A 20,886-nucleotide genomic window follows, 5' to 3' on the forward strand; every position below is an offset into this window, starting at 1 on the left:
CTGGCAACCGGTACTTAAAGGTCCGACCTCAAACGAACTTCGCAAGCAAGCGGAAAACAAAGATGGCACAGATTGGGTTGAACCAGCCCGGATTCCTGTACCTGAATGAACAGGTATTGGCCAACGTGAAGAGCGCAACCGGTGATCTAGGCAAAGGCACCGTCGACGAATTGAAGTTCGGGCCGCTCAATGATCTCGTGTCGGAACTGCTCTTTCCCTGGTGTTCGACGCTGACTTCGCGGGCGCGGTACTACTTTTTCACGTACGCAGTTCTCCAGTTAGCGTTGGACAGAACCATTCCCCGCGAGAAACAGGATCCGGAACGTGATGCCCGCGAGTGCAGGGAATTGGCCGGCAAATATCTCAAGGAGTTCGTGCGACATGTACAGCGTATTGAGAAATACCTGACGCTCGCACTGGTGTTGCAAAACGAGCAGGACGGGACCTTCGGGCAGCGTCGGGTGAACCGGTGGCTTCACGAAGGCAGAAGCCCCGTGGCTGCGAAATCCTACGTGACAATCCTGACGGCGGACGGTCGGTATCCCAATGCAATTTATCGCGCCGGATCTAGGGTCCTCGGAATGTTCCGGCAGCTGAGCCAGAACACAGCGCTGATCTCGGCCCGCCTCCGGGGGGAACATGCCTTTCGAAACGACTGGATGAGCACGGGTGCTCGGGCATTGGACGAGGCACGGCAGGTCGTCGCGTTCTGGGAGAAGTTCGAGGCGGATCCCAACACGTCGTTATCGACGGCAAGCAGTCAATTTGTGAAGTCCACGGCTGCGCGAAATTTCCATGGGTTCGAACTCTCCTCTCAAGAGGCCGAGTTTCTCTATCGACGGATCCAGGCGGCCACGCCTTACTGGCGCAAGGTCACGCTGAGCAAGTTACGGGAAATCTACAAGCGATCGGTTTCATTCGATGACCTGCAGGCCGTTTTTGCGGACGTTCCGGAACATGAGTACCTACTGGCCGCAGGGCATATCGACAACGCGACCAAATACTGGCGCCATTATTACGCCGAGATCGTGCGTGATCCCGAGCGTGTGCCGCCGCTCGACACCGTTCGGGAAGCGTTGCCCGAGATACGGATGTCGTTAGACTGGCTTAAACACACCGCGCATTCAGCCGGGCATGCCGCCAGATGGGAGGCCGTCTGGTGTGCTTCGTACGAGGCGCTTATCGGCAGATGGGTTCACATGGTCGAAAAAAAAGACGCACAGTCGCTGGCTTGGGATTTGATGGCGAGGGCGGAGCGCGTGGTCCAAGAGCGAGGGCGAGGCAAGGTCGCGCCTCACCAGCGTTCATCTGGAGACCGTGAGGACGATATCGACGTCGAATTGGACGTTAAAAAGACCGGCTTCAGGTTCGGCAATGCAGATCGCATTCTGGACGACATCGCGAAGGCTCCCCGTCATGGCTAACCTTCCCGAAGTGTGCTTGCTCGAATGCCTGATGCCGCCGCCCGGGTATGGCTTGAAATGTGTGGTCGGCACTAGCTATAGCCTAAATCCGTCTATTCTTCTGGCGATCCTGGTCGCGGCCAGCACGCCGCGCGCGAACGATGAAGGTTTTACACTGGAGGACCGATCCAGGGAGGAGATCCTGCATGCGATCCAGGACAGCGCAAGCAAATGCCTGATCTTCGTCGACCATCATGGCGCGCTTCAGGAAATCGGCAGCTTTTCCCCGCATGAGAAGCTCGTCCTGAATGCCGTGGTCAAGAAGGAGGGGCGCGCCAACAACACCTGTGGGAGCCTGCACGGCAAAGTCCTGATCGCGCTGTTCAAGGGGGTGAAAGGTGACTACCGGGGGCGGGTCTATGTCGGCAGCAAGAACTTCACCCAGACGAACTACGACGAGTTCGGGCTGGTGGCAGAATTCGAGCAAACGAGAAGCGCGCAAGGGGACGCATTCTGTGGCGAGGTCGAGGCTTACCTGCACTATCTGCGCGATTGGGAAGCGATTCGGGTCAAAAACCACAACAAGCTTGGTCCGCTGCGGACTGCGCTCGAAGTGCTGAAGTCGGATCGCTTTCGATGCGTCGTGCCGAACGCACAATTCCACTGGCAGGGGCGATTTCTGGACGGGGTGAGAGCCGCAACGTGGGCGACTTTGCACGAAGGCGCGCTGGGATGGCTGAAAGCGGGCGCGCCTGATAGTGTCCACATCCACAGCCCGTGGGTCAGGAGAGGTGCACTCGATCATTTGATGACGCTATGCGGCAACAAGACGAAGGTCTTCATCCGTTGCCTCGACGACCGGCAACTCGGAATCTCCGGCGACAAGCGGATCGCTTACGAGTTCTATCACAGCAGCGACGGCAGCCTGGAGCCGCATCAATCGCACGCCAAAATCTATCTGTTCAAGAGAGGCCGTGACGCTTTGCTGGCGTTCGGTTCGTCGAATTGCACACCCGATGGCTGGGCAATCGACGTGCCGAACTGCCGTCCGAACGCCGAGGTGCTCGTTACCGTGACAGGACCGTTCGCAAGGTTCGAGCAGTTGACGATCAGTCATGCCAACCCGCTTGGCGAGCGGGGCGCCACACCGCGCGAGAATGATGCTATCGACAGGGCACTCGACTACCTGAGCGGCATTCGCGCCGACGTCGATTACGACTTCCATCGTCAGGACTTGTGCTACGTCTTTCAGCTTCCGGTGAGCAACCCCGACAAGGTCACGAGCATCGAGGTGAGCCAGGATTTGGTCGAGCAGCACGAGGACCTCGATCACGTCATGGTGTGGCAAGAGCAGGGCTTGCCGACCGGCGAGCCGGTGCGAGTCCCCTGGGACGAAAAACTGCTCTGTTTTCTCTCTCCCATTCTGCGTATCCGAGATCGTGACACGGGAGCGGAAGTTCATCTCGTGCTCGATCTCGATGTTCGCTTTTTCAATGGCAGGGAGAAGTTGAGGTGCCTGTCCTACACGCCATCCGAATTCGTTCAATCGCTGGCCCGACTGATGGAGTTTTCGCTTGATGGACACAGCGGCCAGTCCAAAGGGATTCGCGATGAAGATGACGACATCGCCCGCTTCATGCGTGGACTGCGCCTGGAGCGTTACCTGTATCGCATGGGCAAGCTCAAGCGCCGATCACGAGTGGAGTTCAGCGCGACCATCGCGCGAGTCGAGCGACTGCTCGAGTTGAAGCCGAGCGATCCGCGACTGAGCACGGGAGCATTCAGTGACGCGATCCAAGCCATCGAACAATGCCACCGAGTGCTCCATGAAGCTTAAGAATTTCCAGAGCAAGACAGTCCGTGAAGTGCTCGCGCACCTGAAGAAAGGCGCCTACGCACTGGCGGACGAAACGGGTCTGGGAAAGACCCTCGTATGCGCCGATGTCGCGCGCGCGCTAATCGATGACGGTTCCGACAGGAACCCGTTCGTGATCTACTATGTTGCTCCGTCGATCGAACTGCTCGACCAGAACCTGGATAGCATCGTCGGGCATCTCAAAGCCGAACTCAAATCCGCGGATGCCTACAACGTGAAGTCAGTGATTTCGCGCATCACGCAGGTTCCGCTGGTCTTGGCCGAACACGACCCGAAGAAGAAAAACATTTTTGTGATCGGACTGAGTCCCGATACCTCTTTCAAGATCCGAGGGCCGGGAAAAATGGAGGAGCGCGCATATCTGGCCGCCCTGTTTGGCATTTGGCGCAGTGAGGAAGTGAAGTCGAGGATCAATCACTTCTTCTGGTGCCTACGGCGCCCGATGGACAAGGATTTCGAAGGCCGAATCGCCACTCGATACACCAGCCAGGAAAAGCTAGGTGCGCTTTATCAGTGGCGCGCCGAGTGCAGAGAAGACTTCAGCGCTTTTCTCGATGACATCAACGCTCTGGATGTCACCGACTCGTCAACGCTTAACGCGAGGCGCCGGCTCGTCACTCGGATCCGGCAGTCGCTTGCGTTATATCTCGTGAGGGTGGCGCACACGCTGCCAGACTTGGTCGTCTTTGATGAATGGCATAAGTACAAGTCTACGTGCTTCGAGCCCAGGCAGACGAGCGCGCCACATGAGCGCCTGGTGGCGGACCTGCTTGCGACATTGCGCAAGGCCAAACGCTCCAAAGTCTTGTTCGTATCAGCGACACCGTTCACTGTCGACTATCGTGATTTGCGGGGTAGCGGCGAGAATGTCACGTCCAGCGATTTGAAACGTTTGATTGAACTCTTTTGGGACAAGGAGCGTTTCGAAACGGAGTATCAGTGCCTGAAGGACAAGCAAGTGGCCTTTGTCGCCGCAATCGAAAAGCTGCTGAGACACGACGCTGCAGACGACCTCCAGATGCTGAAGGCGGAGGCAAGCCGCCGTTGCATTGCATATGAAGTGGAACTTCGACGTTATTGCGTGCGTACTGAGCGTCCGAAAGTAAAACCCGAGGGAGGCAAGAACGACGAAGCGCCGCAATGGAGTTCGGTATTCGAGTCGGGATCGGCAAAGGAATTTCTACGCCGATTTAGCAAGCCGCGCGACTTGCGTTCTCCCGTGACGGCGATGTGGATGGACGGCCATACTTTCCCTGAGGCCGGCTACGACGGGCTCAAGGGACACGAGATTCGCAACTTGCCAAAAGAGCACTGGAAGGTTCAGCGTCTTCGAGACCACCTGCGAGACTCATTTGACTTCAGGGACCGCTTGCATTCATTAGATCGCCCGCCCTTATGGCTATGGCCCGAGACGCCATTGCGAGGGCGAAAGCGTCTGATTTTCTCCGAGTTCCGCTTCGTGCCCGAAGAGATCTGCTCGGTGATGAAGCGGCTGCATTCCAGCGTCAAAGGCACTTCGCGGTTCAGCGGCAGCGTGCTGGGTTTCTTCCCGCTGGCATCCAGAGGAAAAGACCGCACGACCGGAGTGAAGAATTTAGACCGAAGCATCCATTTTCCCTTGTTCTACCCTTTTCTTTTCTGGGAGCTGGACCGAGACGAACTCTCCAAACGCATCACCGGACGCAAGCTGGAACTCAAGACGCTTATTGAGCGTGAAAAGTTCGCAGTACCGATGATAATGGAAATCGATGCGCTATTGGTCAAAGGCGTCGAGAAGTTCGAACATGCCATCAAGGCGCGCAGGGCGCTCATGCAGCAAAAAAGCGGCATTCCTGCGAGTCCACGTTTTCGCGAATATGTGCTTGCTATCATCGAAGGCAGGATTGACGCTTGGTCACCGGGCCTGGCCGCCGCGCTTGTCGTCCGGGTTCAGCGTGGTCGGCGTGGCAAAGATGCCAAGCGCCGGAACGTGTCCGAAGAGAAAGCTCTCCAATTTTTTGAGGAGAATGCACTCCGGCTCGGAGAATCGCTATTGCACTTGTTCGCCGCACCGGAAGCGCAGGTGCTCAAGAAACACGCGAGGATCCCGGCCAAGGGGCTGCCCCATCGATGGAGTGAATTCGTGCGCTTCGCGCTATGGTACGCGAACCGGTATCGACTTCGCGAGACCCTAGAGGATTTCGCCGATGTTCTAGCACGCGCGGGGTGCAACGGCACACAAGTGCTCGCCGAAATGATCTCGGCGATGTCTCTGAAGCGGGGCAGCGTCGGCACGAAGTTCATTCGATCGTTCCACGACCGCAAGCCCGAAGAAACCACTGAAGCGCCCGGCAACACGGGAATCAGCACGCAAAGTCTGCGCACGGCGTTCAATTCTCCATTTCCGCCCTATGTACTTGCCTCAACCAGCGTGGGTCAGGAAGGGCTCGATTTTCACCGCTACTGCGATTCCATCATCCACTGGACACCACCCGGCAATCCCGCGATCCTGCGTCAGCGAGAGGGCCGGCTGGACCGCTTTCGCTCGCTGCAAGTACGAATGGCGGAGCAGCAGATCGAGAAAGCCGTACAGCACGTTGTGCCTGATGACGAGGGCCTGAGTCCCGACTTCGTCGTGATGCACGACGGCGAACGGCTGAATCGGCCGCGCAGCGAGGTTTTCTATCTGCCGTTCACAGCGCAGCATGCGACGTGGGAGCGCTGCCTGGAGCGCATGCACTACGACGACCTGCTCATCGGCGCGCCGGATCCGTTGGCTGACGAGCGCACGTGGATGAGCGCGCTGGACGAACACAGTCCGGAGGAGCGGGAGCGGCGCTTTCGACTGCTGAGCGAATTCTCGATTTCCCTACGGCCGAAGGGTTGATGGGTGTTAGCTGGAGCTTGTTAGGGAGAAGCTCATTCACTATGTTGTGTCAGTGAGTGCCGTAGCGAGCGGCTACTCGACTCTGATACGCGCCGCCGCGTCTTTGGCTGCACGACAAGCAGCAACGGAGTGACAACCATGCCCCCGTGACTCAGCGACAATTACCTCGTCCGACCGGCCAAGATGTTTGCCGGTAAACCGGAAGTCCTGCTTGACGCTATCCACATCGATCCGCAAGTTCGTCGCGTGCGCAAAATCTAGGCCTATCCAGTTGAACCGTTTGTACTCTGATCGCTTTGGCATGGCGCGCAGCTAGGCGAAGACGGCTGCAGTCATCTCGGCATGAGTCGTCGGCGGCCAGGCACAGCCGAACGGGGAAATCCTTGTCGCGAGTGCGAAGCGTTGCGCTCACGTGCGTCGCCACAATTTAGATGTGGATCAGTTGCGTTTGCCGCGCGGCATTTATTCACAACTCTAATAGCCGGCTTGATGCGGATAGCAGGGTAGAGCCGGGTCTGGCGACATGCTCGGAAATAGCTGACGCTAAATTTCAGTTGACGGATTCCGAAATTTGCACAAAAATCCGGTTGACGTTTCCCGGAATTTGCACATTTTAAGGCTACGCGCTCATGAGTCTGCCGCATCCGGAAGTATTTCATTCAGCCCTGCGTTCCGATCGCCTTGAGATTGTCGCGGACATTCTCATCGCCGAACATTTCACAACCGTGACGGATCTTCAAAGCGAGTTTGACGATGGCTACACGCGTGGTACGACGCGTTTTGGTCGGCAGAAAAACCGGCTGAAGTCCGTCGCTTTGTCAGGGCAATATGAGTGGCTGCAGTTGCGCCATGCCGGGAACGATCTCGTTTTTTCCATTGACGGCATTCCGTGCCGCTTTGCGACGGACGACCCTGTGAATCCGACCAAGCCCGCGGTCCTCGACGCAACGCCGATCCAGCAGTCGTTCTTTGATGAGGTGGAGAGCGGCGTGCCTTGCAAGTTTTGCTTCATTCTTGATGGCGGCTATGCTGAGGCGGACGATCCTCAGGTGGTGTTCATCGGTGAAGACATGATGGGCGTCGTGAAGTGCCGCTGGGTGTCTGACGGCATCAAGGCGCTTCACGTGGTTTCTGCCGAAACCCCGCCGGCGAAAGATATCGGCAAAGCCCCGGTTGGTCCCAAGCGTACCGAGTCCGACAACGCTGCAATGCCCGACGCAACATGACATTCAACGGTTCAAACCTGCGCACTGCCCGGCTGTTTCACGGGCTATCCCAGCAGGAACTGGGCGACCGGATTGGTTGCTCGAAGCAGTTTCTCAGTCGGGTCGAGTCGGGCGTCGATGTGCCGACGTCTGCGCTCGTTTCTAAATTCTGCGACACGCTCGTTGTGCTGCCCGAATTTTTCATCGAGCCGGACCCTATGCCCATTGCAGACGAGCAATGTCATTTCAGAAAGCAACTGACGACCAAAGTGGCGTTGCACCAGACCGCACGGGCGAGGGGGGAGTTTCTGAAGCGCATGGTCAACGTCATGGACGAGCATCTTGAGTTGCCCAGATATGATTTTGAAGAGGGCGATGCGTCGAGTCTTGAGACGATTGAGCTCGCGGCAGAACGTGCCCGTGAGCACTGGGGCTTGGGGCTCGGACCCATTCGGAACATGACGCACGTCGCGGAGAATGCAGGCGCTGTGGTGATGCCCATTACGGGATTGGCGCTGGAAATCGATGCAATTTCTTTCGCGACGCGCCGGCCTGTCATTGCCATGAACCCGGATAGTCGTTCTGCATGTCGTTCGCGCTTTGGTATTGCGCACGAGATTGGCCATTTCTGCCTGCACATCGGAGTACAGACTGGCGACAAGATTACGGAGTCTCAGGCGAACCGGTTTGCGAGTGCCTTTCTTATGCCACGTCGTTATTTCGCGGCGGAATGCCGCACTGCGCTGCGAGGCACACGGCTAAACTGGCCCGTACTCGCTGACATCAAGCGTAGGTGGGGAGTGTCGAAGGCTGCAATTCTCTACCGTGGCAAGCAGCTCGGCATATTTTCCGAAGAGCAGTATCGCAGTGGAGTGATTGGACTGACTCGACGGGGCGAAGCACGCGGTGAAGATGAGGACCGGGAAATGCCTCTCGAGGTGCCAGACCTGATCGCTGACAGCATGCAGATGCTGCGTGAAGCTTTCGGTATCTCGCGCGCCGTCCTTGCCCAGGAGATGCTTGTTCAGACAGCCTTACTGGATGAGCTCCTGTCTGCCAGATTCGATGAGGGAGCGTTCTCGGCGAAACCCGATAACGTTGTGCCGATGTTCGTAGGCCGCGATACACGCAATGGGGCGTCTCGTTATCGATGAGCAGATAAAACTGACGCGGGCGGAGCATGGTTGGCGATCGTTGAAATGCGTCTGGTTGTTGCAGGATGTGGTGGCACGAACAGGTATCGCTCGCTCCGCCAGCCTATCATCGCTACGGACATTTTTCCCGGCTTATAAGCCACTCTCTACTGTTGAGATGTATGCCGGCGGCCAGCTCTCCAGGTTGTCAATTCGGCGGACTATAGGACATCGAATATCGTAAAGGCTTTATCGGCAACGGATCCCAGGTTGCGAGTTAGATTTGTCACAGGCTCCGATCCCTCGGCAGCTCCAATCTGCGACTCGAACGATCAGCGTGTCAAGCGGGGGAAATCAGGAAAACTGATCGCCAACAGACGCTTGTCGGGCCATTCTGTGACGGTTGCCGAGACGAGGCCCCAAACGTTTGAACGGCCGGAAGGACTCCGAAAGCGGTCATGCAGTTGCGATACAAGGGGCAGCAGCCAGGGGAGATATCCGAAGCTTGTCGAAGCTTTGTGTTTTTAGGACGAAGAAGGGGCGGCCGCGCAATCGTCGAGTGGTACGGACGAACGTTGAGTCTCTGGTGGCGCGACCGACAAACGACCTGTTCCAATCGCCAGATCGTTTCGGCTACGAGCCGGCGATGTCCGCAGTCTATCCGCATTCGATACGGAGCAACGCTGGACAGAACGCGAACAAGAGCGTGTAGCCAGAAGCGGGCGTTGTTGAACGCCCCTGACGAGGGGCGTGCCCAGTTACTCGCGAGGCGTACATTCTTCGGCTTAACCGTTAACTGAGTTTAACGACGCGGATTTGCTCAACTGCCGTCCCCGCCCATGCTTCGAGAGAAAAGTTATCCAGCGCCGTCTGAATCTCTGTCGACCACTGCGGGTTCTTTTTCTGCCAAGCCATCAGGCGCTCAACGCCACGAAAATCCAGTTTGCTCATGATGAAATGGTTCACCACCTTGGCGGGTAGCTGACCGGAAACATGGCGAGCATTGCTCGGGTGTGCGAGCGCGAACATCTCAAAGACACCATTTGCGTCACGCAGCTGCTGCGCGCGTGCTAGATCCGAGAGCAGCTCAAGCGTCGCACCCGACGGCGTGACGTACTCGCGCGATCCTTGAGCCCTGAACGCGTCTAGCGCTCGGCTAATGACAGCAGGCGACATCTTTCGCTCGCGCCCGATACGGCGCAGAGCAGGTTCTAACGTTTGCATGCGAAGTTCCTCCGCGTAAGTTCTGATCTTCACGGCGTCAGCTTCGGACGCCGCCCATAAGCGTATTTCGACCCAACCAGCGTCGGTGCGGGCTTTGCGCTGCGCGCTCATCCTTTCCCGGTCTGTACTTGCCATAATTTTATCCACTTTACAGAGAACTTCATCGTAACGCTCACGACGTTTTTCAGTGTAAGCCAAATTACATTGATTCCCATTTGTTGTCAAGTCGCCCGCAACATACCCGGCAAGCTCAAAATCGGGCTTGACGATCGAAACGTGGAACGCGGACCGGTCCGATGACATTCCTTGGGACTATGGCGTCGTATAGGAATGGATGGCATGGCCCCCTGTGGCGTTGCCTTGCAGAGTGTAGAAACTCTGCAAGGCTTTCGGTGGATTCGGGCGCATCTACCCCCCCCGTCGAACCGGTACGAGTCCCGTCAGTGGCCCAAGACGTGGCTCTATCGGCCTTTGCTGTGCTCGGTGCGCCAGGTTTCGAGTAGAGCATCGGCGTCGTCAAGTGATGACGTGGACGAGCTCGCGCAGGATCCAGCTGGGTAATTTTCTACTGCGTACCGTAATGCCATGAGCGTGACAGTGCTGTCGCGGCTCTGAGCAAATTTCGAGGAGTATTACGGTGACGCCGAATGCAGATGAAGTGACGTTCTTGCCGGAAGATGCTGAGTCCGGCGAAGTGCATGCCCAATTCGATTTTGGCGATGCGGTACAGCACAGGAGATGGAGTGCCGAAGTCTTGGCAAAAAGCAGCCGGGTGGTATCAAAGTGCTGCTGTGCAAGGCTATGCGTTAGCGCAATGCAATCTCGGTATGTGCTACGCGCACGGCCTCGGTGTGGCGCAGTCCTGGCCGATTGCAGTGCATTGGTTTCGAGCGGCTGCTGACCACGGGCTTGCGAAAGCTCAGCATAACCTCGCCGTATGTTACGAAGAAGCATGCGGCGTTGAGCGCTCATACAAGGACGCCGCAGCGTGGTATCGCTCGGCAGCGGAGCAAGGGCACGTCGGCGCACAGTTCAAGCTGGGTTGCTGCTATGCGCAAGGCAAGGGCGTCCTTCAATCGAACGAGCAAGCGGCGCATTGGTTATTCGAAGCAGCCAATCTAGGCGCTCCGGGCGCATTAGAGGCATTGCACACTGTCGTCAGTCGCCAGTTTCAAGACGAATGACATGGGGTTCTTGATGCTGCACTGTTCCAGCACATGGTGATGTATGTGGCCACGATGGAGAACGATGGTCCACATCACGCGAACCGCTATCATGCGCTGTCCCTCTTCGATGCGGACAAGGTGACGCTGTCCGATTTCGATGCGCTGAAGATCCGAGCGCTGACCGCTGGCATCGCGTCACGGGCTGGCCGGGTCTGACGTTCGATTCGCGTGATCGGCGTGATATGGACTACCTGCGACGTTGTGGCAGATGGGCGCTGGATCCGGGCGATTGCTCCAATTGGGAGCAGTTCGAGAAACTCGTGAAATACTGCGTCGAGTATTGTACGGACGACCAGGATCATCAGATTCGCGTAAAGCCGACGAAAGGCGCCCGCACGCTGACGCTGGGGCGTGGCACGCCCAAGGCAATTGATTAAGCCCTGCCAGCAAAGGACAGGGATGACCGATGATCGTGGTGGCTGGAGATTGGCTTACTGTATGCCGGCATGCTGGAGAGCCGCTTGCAGATACCGCGAGAAGGCATGCTTCGATAACCAATCAAGCACGTGATCACGAGGTGTCGTCTCGATGAAATCCGTAGCATCTGCCAGTGCGTTGCCGATGCTGGCGTTGTCGTCGAACGATCCATTTGGATTGCCGTACATGGTTAGCGCGACGATGACGCGCAATTCGTTCTTGTCCAGCGTTTCCAGCACGGCGGAGAGTGCAAGTCTATGTTCGTGGGATTGCCGACGTGCTTCAACGTGAGGTTGGTCGGAGCTGAAGTAGTCGATTCCGGCCTTGGGAATGGCAGACTGGCGAGCCCGGTCGATCGTTACCAGGTCGTCAATCTTCTGTTTCAACGCGAGGGTCAGCGGGTCCATGCAGTAGCTCATCGTGGTGGCGGGCCGGAGAACATATGCGCGCATCCAGATATTTCAAGTCAGCTGGATTCGCTTAGCCGAGCGGCTGGAAGCTCGCGAACGATGGCAAAAAAAAGAGGAACCCGTGTTGCCGTGGGTTCCTCTGCGCCTACAGGCCAGTGTTACGGATTGCCATACTGCCAAGAGTTCACGTAATACTCGCCATCAGCCTGCCAGCCGAGCTGAACCTGCACGGCTTGCTCTGCCGTCGCGGTTGCCGTCGAGGTCAGCACGTCGGTGAACGGCGTGTTAAAGGTCAACGGCGACGGCGTGTTGCCGCTGCTCGATCCCCATACGGTCGCGTTGTATGTGGTGGCCGGTATACTGGTCTGGGCAAGACCGAGCGAATTGATCGACGCCCAGAAGTTCGGATAGAACGAGCTGGCTGGTGTCGTCCAGTCGAGCGTGGCCGACGTGCCTGGTGCGCTTTGCGTACCCGAACCGCCCGGCGTCAGGTAGTTTGCGATCACATCGCTACCGAGTGTCTGCCACGCTACCGTGTTGCCTGCCGCTGCTGCGTAGTTGCGGGCGATGTTCTGGATCTGCTCCGAGCGGATCTCGGTGCCGGTGGTGTCGTACAGCGTGACGGTATAGACCCCGAAGTTCTGGATCACCGAAACGTCTTGCGACGACGACGCATATTCCGGCAGACCGCTTGGCGAGAACGACGTCGTGCTACCCGAGACCGGCGCCCAAGCCCACTTGTAGGTCGTGGACATGCCGCCGTTGACGCGATTGCCCGTGCTCGTGCTCGTGAGCGGCGCGGTGAGCGTGCCCGTCGGGATTTCCAGATAGCCAGCACCGGTGCCGTTGCCAGCAGTCTGGAACCACAGGCCGTCGGAGGGCAACCCCGGTCCTGTCACCACGGCAGAGCCGACGCTCGTGGCTGTACCGTTGACCTTCACCGAAGATGGGATCTGGACGTCGAGACCCGACTCGTAGTGCGCGTTGGCCGTGTCCGCCGAATCCGTGTACTGAACACGGCCGAGGAACGACGCAATGTAGGTGCTGTCCTGCAACTGGTTGCCGATGATGTCCCACTGGCCGTTGGGCAACCGCTGCACGTAATCCATGCCGAAGTCCGGCGTGCCGTCCGGATCGGTCATCAGCAGATAAACGAGCGCAGCCGGATTGCTGATGCCGGCAAGCGTACCAGCCGGGACGAATGCGACCGTCTTGATGCCAGTCAGTACCGTTCCCTTGGTAAAGAGCGTGTGACGTTTTGCGAAACCGGCGACGCCCGTGCCGTCTCCGTTGTTCAGGTAAGTCGCATCGATTGCCGACGTGCAGTTGCTATCCGAGGTATCCGTGGCGCCGCCCTGGACATCGGACGCACAGGCGGCCAGCGCGGTTTGCAGGTTCGCCAGATAGTTCGCCGGCTGGGCGGGGGCCGTCAGTGCGGTCGATACGCTCGTGCTGGAGTTGAGCTGGATTGCCGCATTGGGATTGGCAAGACTCGTGATCTGCAGCCCGGAACCCGAGGCCGAGGGCGTGACTGAGACGGAATCGATCACTGCATCTGCGCCCGCCTGGTTCGGGGTGAAGGTCGTGCCGATGGGATCGAATGACGCTGGAATGCTATTGGCCGACAGGATCGGCGCGATCGCGGCGTCGAGCGTGGTTTCTGCCGCAGTAACGGCAGACGACGTGATTGCCGATGCGTTACCAGTCAGATCGGCCGGATTACCTGACTGAGTCATGAGCGCCGCGATGGCCGTCGTCAGCGGTGTGATGTTCGCCGTCACTGGCGCACCATTGGCGGTGTTGGCGCTGGCGACGACGGAATACAGCGTGCCCGACACGCCGGACGGATCGGCGGCGGTGATCAGGAGCGGCGCGCTCAGTCCGGTCAGAGACACGCTGTAGGCACCATTGGCACCCGACGTAGCCGAAACCGTCTTGCCGTTCGCATCAGTCACGGTGACCGTCGCGCCAGTCAGCGCGGTACCGATGGCGACGGTGCCGGTCATCGACGTCGCGGCGGCAGTAACCGGCTGGTTCGACGTTGATGCGCTGGAGCCGCCGCCACCGCCGCATGCTGCAAGAGAAAATGCTAGTGAAGCGCCCAGCGCAAGCTGAGCAATCCCCGTGAAGGATCGTTCTTTCATGTTTATGGTCCTTGTGGTTGAGTATTGCGGTGGAGGGAGCCAACTCAAGGAGTTGATTCCCAATCTCTTTCCGATCATCGATCGCGCTCAATACATCCAGTCGCCTCCGTCTATCTTCGAGGCGAGAATGCTTTCGGTGAGTTGACGTGATACCGCCGTTCCGTAAGTCGCCGGATCAGTTTGCGGAGTCCAGAACAGCTTCGCGACGATGCCTGCGCCCTTCATGCTCGGGCAAACCTGATGCAGCGCGCCGGCTGCAATCTGCCACGGCGCAGCGCCGAGCTTGCTGGCGTCATCGGCGGCTTGTTGTGCCGCTTGATCTGCTGCCTGCGCTGCGGCGACTTGATCCGGGTGCGCGGCAAGATAGTCGTTTGCGGCAGACGTGCCGTCAGCGTGATAACCAGCAGCCAGTTCACCGGCCGAGACGATTTGCTGTTTCGCATCGGCATCCGCGCGAAGTGCCTTCGCCTTGCTGGTGAAGTCGATGTAGTTGGCAACAGCCGTTTTTACGTCAGGAATGTCGTCGAGCGAGATGGTGTAGCTCACCTTGATGCGGTCCTGCGTCCAGTCGCGCTCAACGTCGCTTCCGTTAAGGTCCGTGCCCTTCTGTACCCAGTGTTTCGGTTCATCGCCTTCGCGGCTGAAGTCGCTCAGGTGGACGTAGTCGCAGCCAGACAGATTGGCATTGAACCGCGCCTTGATGTCGCTGGTCGATGGACCATCATTGCCGCATGCGGCAAGCAGGACGGTCAGCGCAGTGAGGGCGACGAGGTGAGGAATGCGGGTGTAGCGGCGGTTCTTCATGCGGTAATGTCTCTTTCCATTTTGTAAGGTTTTGGTGAAGAAGTTGATGGTGTCGTTCAAGCGGATAACGGCAATTCATCGCTAGAAGTTTAGTATCAACTCGCAAAGTCCTTAATTTAAAAGGTCGTGTGCTCAACCATTCAAGTCGAATGGGAGAACACATGACGCAGGTTGATCTGGATGAGCTTGCCGGCCTGATCGGCCGGGCGATCGCAAAGCACCGGCTGGAGAGCGGCCTGACGCAGGAGCAGGTCGCAGAGATGCTCGGGATCGGCAACGAGGCGGTTTCGCGTATGGAGCGCGGCCTTGTGATGCCGACCGTTGCCCGGCTGGTGGAGCTGGCTGAAATCTTCGAGTGCGATGCGGCCGATCTGCTGACCGGGGCGAGCACGCGCAGCAGTGATCAGGGGAAATACGTCGGCCAGCTTCTGGCGAAGCTCAGCGGGAATGACCGAGCGATGGTCGTCGAGATTGTTGAGCGTCTGGCTGGTCGCCTTGCGCGCCGCTGAGGGGATCGAGTCGATTGCTGACGCGGGTGCCGCCAATATCAGTGGGGAACATCAGGCCGATCTCGGCCAGCAGTAGTCGTGGAGAGTGCGCGCAGCGGTTTCCGCTTCGGGCTGGATGCAGTCGCTCGATTCTTGGCTTCGAATGTCCGCTGCGTTCAATAAAAGACGTTGAATTGTGGCGAGAGCCGCAATTGGTTCCGAGGCCTTGCCCCCGCTATCCGTGGCTTCATGCTTCGGTTAACGTTACGAAAATTACATGCTGCAAAGGGGAAGGTGCGAAATGCACATCGAATTCGTCGAGATCGCGAATTTCAGGAAGCTCTTGTCGGCCCGCGTGGATCTGTCGCTCAAGACGACGCTGTTCGTCGGTGCGAACAACAGCGGCAAGACGTCAGCTATGTTGGCCCTACGGCGCTTCCTAACGCCTCGCCGCTGTCCGTTCGACATCCACGACTTCACGTTGTGCCACTTGCCGGTGCTCGTGGACCTCGGCAAAGCGTGGCTTCGGGCGAACCAAGAGGGGGGCGTGGCTGACCTCACCTTGGATCCCTGGGTGCAAGCGCTGCCGGCCTTGGATCTCTGGCTGCAGGTCAAGGAGGACGAGGTCCACCGGGTCCGAGATTTGGTCCCGCTCATGGACTGGACCGGCGGGCGGCTGGGAGTGCGACTGCGCTACGAGCCCAAAGACCTCGAAGCACTATTCAAGGAGTTCATCACCGCGGTCACCGAAGCCAATGCCATGCGTGCAGCAGCTGCGGCAGCCGCAGCCGCTAAGGCTGCCGGCGCGGCGCCCTCACCCAAGTTGACGGTCTGGCCCGAAACCTTGGTCGACTTCCTCACCAAGCGGCTGACCTCGATGTTCCTGATCCGGGCCTATCCGCTGGATCCAGCGCTACTTGCCAACCCTGAAAAGCTCCGGGCCCTGCCGCAGTCGCTTCCGGCATCGGCATTGCCGATCGAGGGCGATCCTCTCAGTGGCCTGATCAAGGTGCATGACATCCCTGCGCAACGCGGCTTCGGCGAAATCCCTAATGGGGGCGAAGATGAGGGCGAGTTTCAACCCTCGGCGGGCGGTACGCGGCTCTCTGAACAACTCAGAAGCTACTACGCCAAGCATCTGGATCCAGCAAAGGGGCCCGATCCCACGGACCTAGAGGCTCTGCAAGCCATGGAGGCGGCTGAGGATGCATTTGACCTGAAGCTGATGGAAAGCTTTAATGAATGCTTTACCGAGGTGGCGGGCCTAGGCTATCCGGGTGTCAGCGACCCGCGTCCGCGGGTATCGACACGCTTGCGTGCGATCGATGGATTGAACCACAGCGCGGCGGTCAATTTCGAGGTCGACGTGGTATCGGATGCGGGTGCGGTTACGCCCATCCTGCTGCTGCCGGAGGGCAGCAACGGACTGGGTTACCAGAACCTCATTTCGATGATCTTCCGGCTGATGAGCTTTCGCGATGCCTGGATGCGCGTCGGTAAAGCGTCCAAGAGTTCCGGGGCTGCGAGCATTGAACCACTCCACCTGGTTCTCGTGGAGGAGCCTGAAGCTCACTTGCATGCGCAGGTGCAGCAAGTCTTTATCAAGAAGGCGTACGAGGTGCTGCGTAGGCGCCCAGAGCTGGGGGAAAGCGACGCACTGCGTACGCAACTGATCGTCAGCACGCATTCGAGTCACGTTGCGCATGAGACGCCCTTTGCGAGCCTGCGGTATTTCCGGAGACTGCCGGCTGGCATGGTGGCCAAGGTGCCGGTGTCGACGGTGGTCAACCTGTCGCAGGTCTTCGGGGAGGGGACGGAGACCGAGCGCTTCGTCACCCGGTATTTGCGTGCACAGCACGCCGACCTGTTTTTCGCCGACGCAGCGATCCTCGTCGAGGGACCGGCTGAGCGCATGCTCATCCCCAACTTCATTCGGGCCCACTACAAGGTGCTGCATCAGAGCTACGTCACTTTGCTGGAGATTGGTGGTAGCCACGCCCATCGTCTGCGCCCGCTGATCGATCATCTGGGCTTGCTGACGCTGATCGTCACCGACTTGGACAGCCTGACTGCGACGGGGGGCTCATCAGTTCAACCCGCTTTGGGCGCAGGCCAGAAAACCAACAACTCCACCCTAAAGAGATGGGTGCCAGCGTTGGACGACGTCGACGCCCTTATCGGCGCGACGCCGGCGGCCAAGACGATAACTGATGCCGGCGACACGCTGTTCGCAGTGCGCGTGGCGTACCAAACACCCGTTGAGGTCACGATGCCGGGCTCGGCCGCCAAGGAGACCGCCTACCCCTACACCTTTGAGGACGCTCTGGTGTTCGAGAACGTGGCCTTCTTCGCTGCGTTTGCCGGCCCGGGATTGAACGCCAAGTTCCGAGCTGCCATCGCCAAGGGTGGCGGTGCAACCGCAGTTGGTGCCAGCATGTACACCGCGCTCAAAGACGGCAAGAAGGCCGAATTCGCTCTCGACGTCTTGATGGCGGACGACTTCAACAAACTTAAGGTGCCGCAGTACATCGCCGAGGGTCTGGAGTGGCTGCAGGAACAGATGAAGAAGAAGCAGGTGGAAATCTTGACGACGGCGCCGGCCACGGCCGTTTCAGTCGCCACCGCCGCGAGTCTTGGGCCGGGAGCGAAGCCATGACGGCCGCCGACGATCAATTCGATGCCGAGGCCGACGCAACCATCATCGCGTGTCTTGACCTGGGTAAGCCCAGAAGCTTTTTCCTGTACGCAGGTGCTGGATCAGGGAAGACGCGATCATTGGTCAGCGCCGTCAGAAAGACGATCGATGGCGAGCACGGCCGGCAACTTACCCTGACCGGCAAGAAGGTTGGCGTCATCACCTACACCAACGCCGCCTGCGACGAAATCAAGCAACGCCTTGAATTCGATCCTCGCGTCGAGGTCATGACAATCCATGCCTTCTCATGGTCGCTAATCGAGGGCTTCAACGCCGACATCCGTCAGTGGGTCGCCAAGAACCTTGAAAAGGAGATTGGAGAGCTTGAGGAGCAGCACAAGAAGGGTCGCCCCAACACTAAAGCGGGCGTTGAACGGCTTCGATCCATGGAGAGCAAACGTCGCCGCCTGGCGCGTCTGGATTCCATCGTTAAGTTCATCTACAGCCCGACCAGCGACAACCGAACGCGCGACTCTCTGAACCACTCGGAGGTCATCGCCATGACGGCGGCCTTCCTGACCAGCAAACCTGGGCTGCGGCGGATGTTGGTCAGCAGGTGTCCGGTGTTGCTCATTGATGAGAGCCAAGACACGAACAAGGCGCTCATGGACGCCTTCCTGCATCTGGAGGAAGAGTTCCATGGCCGGTTCAGCCTGGGACTTTTCGGCGACATGATGCAGCGCATCTACTCGGACGGAAAAGAGCGGCTGGACAAGGCCATCCCGGCCAGGTGGGCCATGCCTCGCAAGCGGATGAACCACCGGTGCCCGTCCCGTGTCGTCGAGGTTATCAACAGCATCCGCCACGATGTCGATGGCGAGGAACAGGTCCCCCGCAGCGACGCTGAAAAGGGTGTGGTCCGGGTCTTCATCGCGCCCCAAGCGGGCGCCAACCCCTTCGCGATTGAAGCGGCAGTACGCCAGCGTATGGCGACGATCGCTGGTGACCCGGCGTGGCAGAACTCTGACACGGTGAAGACGCTCGCCCTTGAGCACCTGATGTCTGCTAGGCGATTCGGTTTCGCGGAATTCTTCGAGCCGCTTTGGGCGATCGACAACCTCAGGACGAGCCTGCTTCAAGGCGCCGGAGCAGGTCTTGGATTCTTCACCAAGGACGTGTTGCCGCTGGTCAAGGCGCTTCGTGCGAACGACCGCTTCGGGGCTACTGCGATCATCAAGGCGTCGTCGCCCCTTCTGGATCGCGCAGCGCTTGAAGAGGCTGGATCGAATCAGGTCGCGCAGCTCGGCAAGGCTAAGGCGGCGTGCGACGGGCTTCTGGCGCTGATCACGGAACAGCCTGAGATCAATGCTCAGGCTGTGCTCGAGTTTGTCGCGCAGACGGGTCTGTTTTCCATCCCGGACACACTGACTCCCTTCGTTTCCGGTGACGCCAAGGCTGTGGCGGCCGAGGACAACGCAGGGCGGGGAGATCAGGTGGAGCGCACCGATGACGGAGAAGCCGAAGACATCAGTCCTGAGCTGAGCGCATGGAGCAAAGCGCTTGAGGCACCACTGAGCCAGATCGAGCGTTACGACTTGTACGCGCGAGGACAGTCGCAATTCGCGACACATCAGGGCGTCAAGGGGCTTCAGTTCCCACGCGTACTGGTCGTGATCAATGACGACGAGGCGCGAGGTTTTCTTTTTGCCTACGACAAATTCTTCGGTACCAAGGAGAAGTCAAAGGCGGACCTTGAAAATGAAGCCGCCGGCCGAGAGAGCGGTTCGGACCGCACCCGCCGTTTGTTCTACGTGACCTGCAGCCGGGCCGAGAAGAGCTTGGCCATCGTCTACTACTCGCCGGATCCAGCGCTGGCTCGCAGTGCCATCCTCCAGTACGGATGGTTCGGACAAGACGAGGTCGAACTGATCAACTAAATCGACGCAGCCTATCCCGTGGCTACTGGTCTGCAAGTCGCGCGCACAAATTTGGCACTCGCGCGGCGAAAGGCAGCAATGCGTTTGGCAGCAGCCAGTGACGGGGCAGCCGAGAAGGCCCGCTTTCCGCTGCACAACGGACATAGGCGGTAGTAATTCGAACGGCGGCAATGGGTCCGCGTGCTGCCGGTCTTACACCCGTTGCCTCATCCAGCACGCGATGCTCATGCGATCGCGCGTCGCGGGCAGCACCTCGTGTTCAAATTGTGCCGAGAGAAACAACAGCAGCGTTCCGGCGCGCGGAATGACGTCGTGATATGTCTGATCGGCAAGGTAGAGCCGCAGTGCGCCACCCTCGGCGTCCTGCCACGCTTCGTTGAGGTAGAACACGGCGGAAATCACGCGGCTGTCGTTATTACGCAGGCGGTCGAGGTGGCGTGCGTATCCGGTACCTGGCCGATATACCGCGTAGTGTGATTCGCTATCGACCAGACCTAAAAACAGGTCGTGGTTGAGCGCGTTCTGTAGCGCTTCGATGCGATCGACGAACGCCTGCTGCCGCGGACTCAGCGCGTCGGGTTGGAACCAGCGCGTACTATCGCCGCGCAAAAGCGTGGCGGCGCGGTTGGCCCCCACACGGGCTGGTGTCAGCAGCTGGGCCGCGTACATCGCCATGCATTCGGTCGCTAATGCCTGTGTCTGGGTCTGTGACAAAAAGTTCGACACGACACACCAGCCATTGACGGCGAGCGTGCTTGTCGCGATGTCGAATTCGCCGGATCGGGAATTCGTCGAGACATCGATTGCCTCGCCCGGAGCGGCGTCGCCGATCCGGCAATCATCCAGCAATTCGATTTCCGCTTCAATCAGGGGGTGTTCCAGAAACGCATCCCTTTTTATTTGTTCTTCCGCTGGCGGCTCGATCGAGTACTCGCTCCGGCCTGCTACCAGCTGGTCAAAACCATCAAGCGTTGGTGGGGTCGCGTCGAACGCGGGCGTTGACACACGCCCGACCCAAGAGGAAGAACCGGGTCGAGGTAGCCGATCTGTTGGGACAACGGCGCAGTCTACACGAGTCGGACAAATCGACCCTTGATGCTCGAGCGAAGGCTTAGGCC

At 58.8% G+C, this 20,886-nt stretch carries 15 protein-coding genes; 10 read left to right on the forward strand and 5 right to left on the reverse strand.

Annotated elements, in window-relative coordinates:
- Window positions 1–62: 62 nt before the first annotated feature.
- The 5 genes from P3T42_RS36150 (at window position 63) to P3T42_RS36170 (ending at window position 8,504) form a co-directional block, all read left to right on the forward strand.
- A complete protein-coding gene (locus P3T42_RS36150; protein WP_429308721.1) occupies window positions 63–1,424 on the forward strand; it encodes a hypothetical protein in 1,362 nt (453 codons plus the stop codon).
- Window positions 1,417–3,240 carry a hypothetical protein gene (locus P3T42_RS36155; protein WP_429308722.1) on the forward strand — a complete coding sequence of 608 codons (1,824 nt, stop codon included), beginning with the start codon at window positions 1,417–1,419 and terminating at the stop codon, window positions 3,238–3,240. Before P3T42_RS36150 ends, P3T42_RS36155 begins: the two co-directional genes overlap by 8 nt.
- A complete protein-coding gene (locus P3T42_RS36160) occupies window positions 3,230–6,145 on the forward strand; it encodes a DEAD/DEAH box helicase family protein (RefSeq protein WP_429308723.1) in 2,916 nt (971 codons plus the stop codon). The genes P3T42_RS36155 and P3T42_RS36160 overlap by 11 nt, the downstream gene beginning before the upstream one ends.
- A 629-nt stretch (window positions 6,146–6,774) precedes the next feature.
- Window positions 6,775–7,371 carry a hypothetical protein gene (locus P3T42_RS36165; RefSeq protein ID WP_429308724.1) on the forward strand — a complete coding sequence of 199 codons (597 nt, stop codon included), beginning with the start codon at window positions 6,775–6,777 and terminating at the stop codon, window positions 7,369–7,371.
- Window positions 7,368–8,504 (forward strand): helix-turn-helix domain-containing protein, encoded by a 1,137-nt coding sequence (locus tag P3T42_RS36170; protein ID WP_429308725.1) that lies wholly within the window; start codon window positions 7,368–7,370, stop codon window positions 8,502–8,504. The genes P3T42_RS36165 and P3T42_RS36170 overlap by 4 nt, the downstream gene beginning before the upstream one ends.
- Before the next feature lie 771 nt (window positions 8,505–9,275).
- On the opposite strand, the gene P3T42_RS36175 is transcribed toward P3T42_RS36170, so the two are convergent.
- Window positions 9,276–10,010 carry a hypothetical protein gene (locus tag P3T42_RS36175; protein ID WP_429308726.1) on the reverse strand — a complete coding sequence of 245 codons (735 nt, stop codon included), beginning with the start codon at window positions 10,008–10,010 and terminating at the stop codon, window positions 9,276–9,278.
- A 395-nt stretch (window positions 10,011–10,405) separates the two neighbouring features.
- Between P3T42_RS36175 and P3T42_RS36180 the strand changes: the two genes are divergently transcribed.
- Together P3T42_RS36180 and P3T42_RS36185 are read left to right on the forward strand one after the other, a co-directional pair.
- The gene (locus tag P3T42_RS36180; protein ID WP_429308727.1) at window positions 10,406–10,891 is read left to right on the forward strand and encodes a tetratricopeptide repeat protein; all 486 of its coding nucleotides are present in this window, start codon (window positions 10,406–10,408) and stop codon (window positions 10,889–10,891) included.
- 45 nt (window positions 10,892–10,936) lie between these two features.
- Window positions 10,937–11,089: a hypothetical protein gene (locus P3T42_RS36185; protein WP_429308728.1), complete on the forward strand. Its 153-nt coding sequence runs from the start codon at window positions 10,937–10,939 to the stop codon at window positions 11,087–11,089.
- 275 nt (window positions 11,090–11,364) lie between these two features.
- On the opposite strand, the gene P3T42_RS36190 is transcribed toward P3T42_RS36185, so the two are convergent.
- The 3 genes from P3T42_RS36190 to P3T42_RS36200 all read right to left on the reverse strand — a co-directional run bounded on the left by P3T42_RS36190 (window position 11,365) and on the right by P3T42_RS36200 (window position 14,768).
- Window positions 11,365–11,757: a hypothetical protein gene (locus tag P3T42_RS36190; RefSeq protein WP_429308729.1), complete on the reverse strand. Its 393-nt coding sequence runs from the start codon at window positions 11,755–11,757 to the stop codon at window positions 11,365–11,367.
- A gap of 161 nt (window positions 11,758–11,918) precedes the next feature.
- On the reverse strand, window positions 11,919–13,904 hold the full coding sequence (locus P3T42_RS36195) for a cell wall anchor protein (protein ID WP_429308730.1): 1,986 nt from the start codon (window positions 13,902–13,904) through the stop codon (window positions 11,919–11,921).
- An 87-nt stretch (window positions 13,905–13,991) separates the two neighbouring features.
- Window positions 13,992–14,768: a hypothetical protein gene (locus P3T42_RS36200; RefSeq protein ID WP_429308731.1), complete on the reverse strand. Its 777-nt coding sequence runs from the start codon at window positions 14,766–14,768 to the stop codon at window positions 13,992–13,994.
- A gap of 101 nt (window positions 14,769–14,869) precedes the next feature.
- On the opposite strand from P3T42_RS36200, the gene P3T42_RS36205 reads away from it, so the two are divergent.
- The 3 genes from P3T42_RS36205 to P3T42_RS36215 all read left to right on the forward strand — a co-directional run bounded on the left by P3T42_RS36205 (window position 14,870) and on the right by P3T42_RS36215 (window position 19,768).
- Window positions 14,870–15,217 carry a helix-turn-helix domain-containing protein gene (locus P3T42_RS36205; protein WP_429308732.1) on the forward strand — a complete coding sequence of 116 codons (348 nt, stop codon included), beginning with the start codon at window positions 14,870–14,872 and terminating at the stop codon, window positions 15,215–15,217.
- 280 nt (window positions 15,218–15,497) lie between these two features.
- Entirely contained in the window at window positions 15,498–17,852 is a 2,355-nt protein-coding gene (locus P3T42_RS36210; RefSeq protein ID WP_429308733.1) for an AAA family ATPase, read from the forward strand.
- On the forward strand, window positions 17,849–19,768 hold the full coding sequence (locus P3T42_RS36215; RefSeq protein ID WP_429308734.1) for a UvrD-helicase domain-containing protein: 1,920 nt from the start codon (window positions 17,849–17,851) through the stop codon (window positions 19,766–19,768). The genes P3T42_RS36210 and P3T42_RS36215 overlap by 4 nt, the downstream gene beginning before the upstream one ends.
- 192 nt (window positions 19,769–19,960) lie before the next feature.
- On the opposite strand, the gene P3T42_RS36220 is transcribed toward P3T42_RS36215, so the two are convergent.
- Entirely contained in the window at window positions 19,961–20,773 is an 813-nt protein-coding gene (locus tag P3T42_RS36220; protein ID WP_429308735.1) for a 2OG-Fe(II) oxygenase, read from the reverse strand.
- Between the last annotated feature and the right edge of the window lie 113 nt (window positions 20,774–20,886).

This window comes from Paraburkholderia sp. GAS38, from assembly GCF_050434965.1.
GTDB lineage: Bacteria > Pseudomonadota > Gammaproteobacteria > Burkholderiales > Burkholderiaceae > Paraburkholderia > Paraburkholderia phenazinium_A.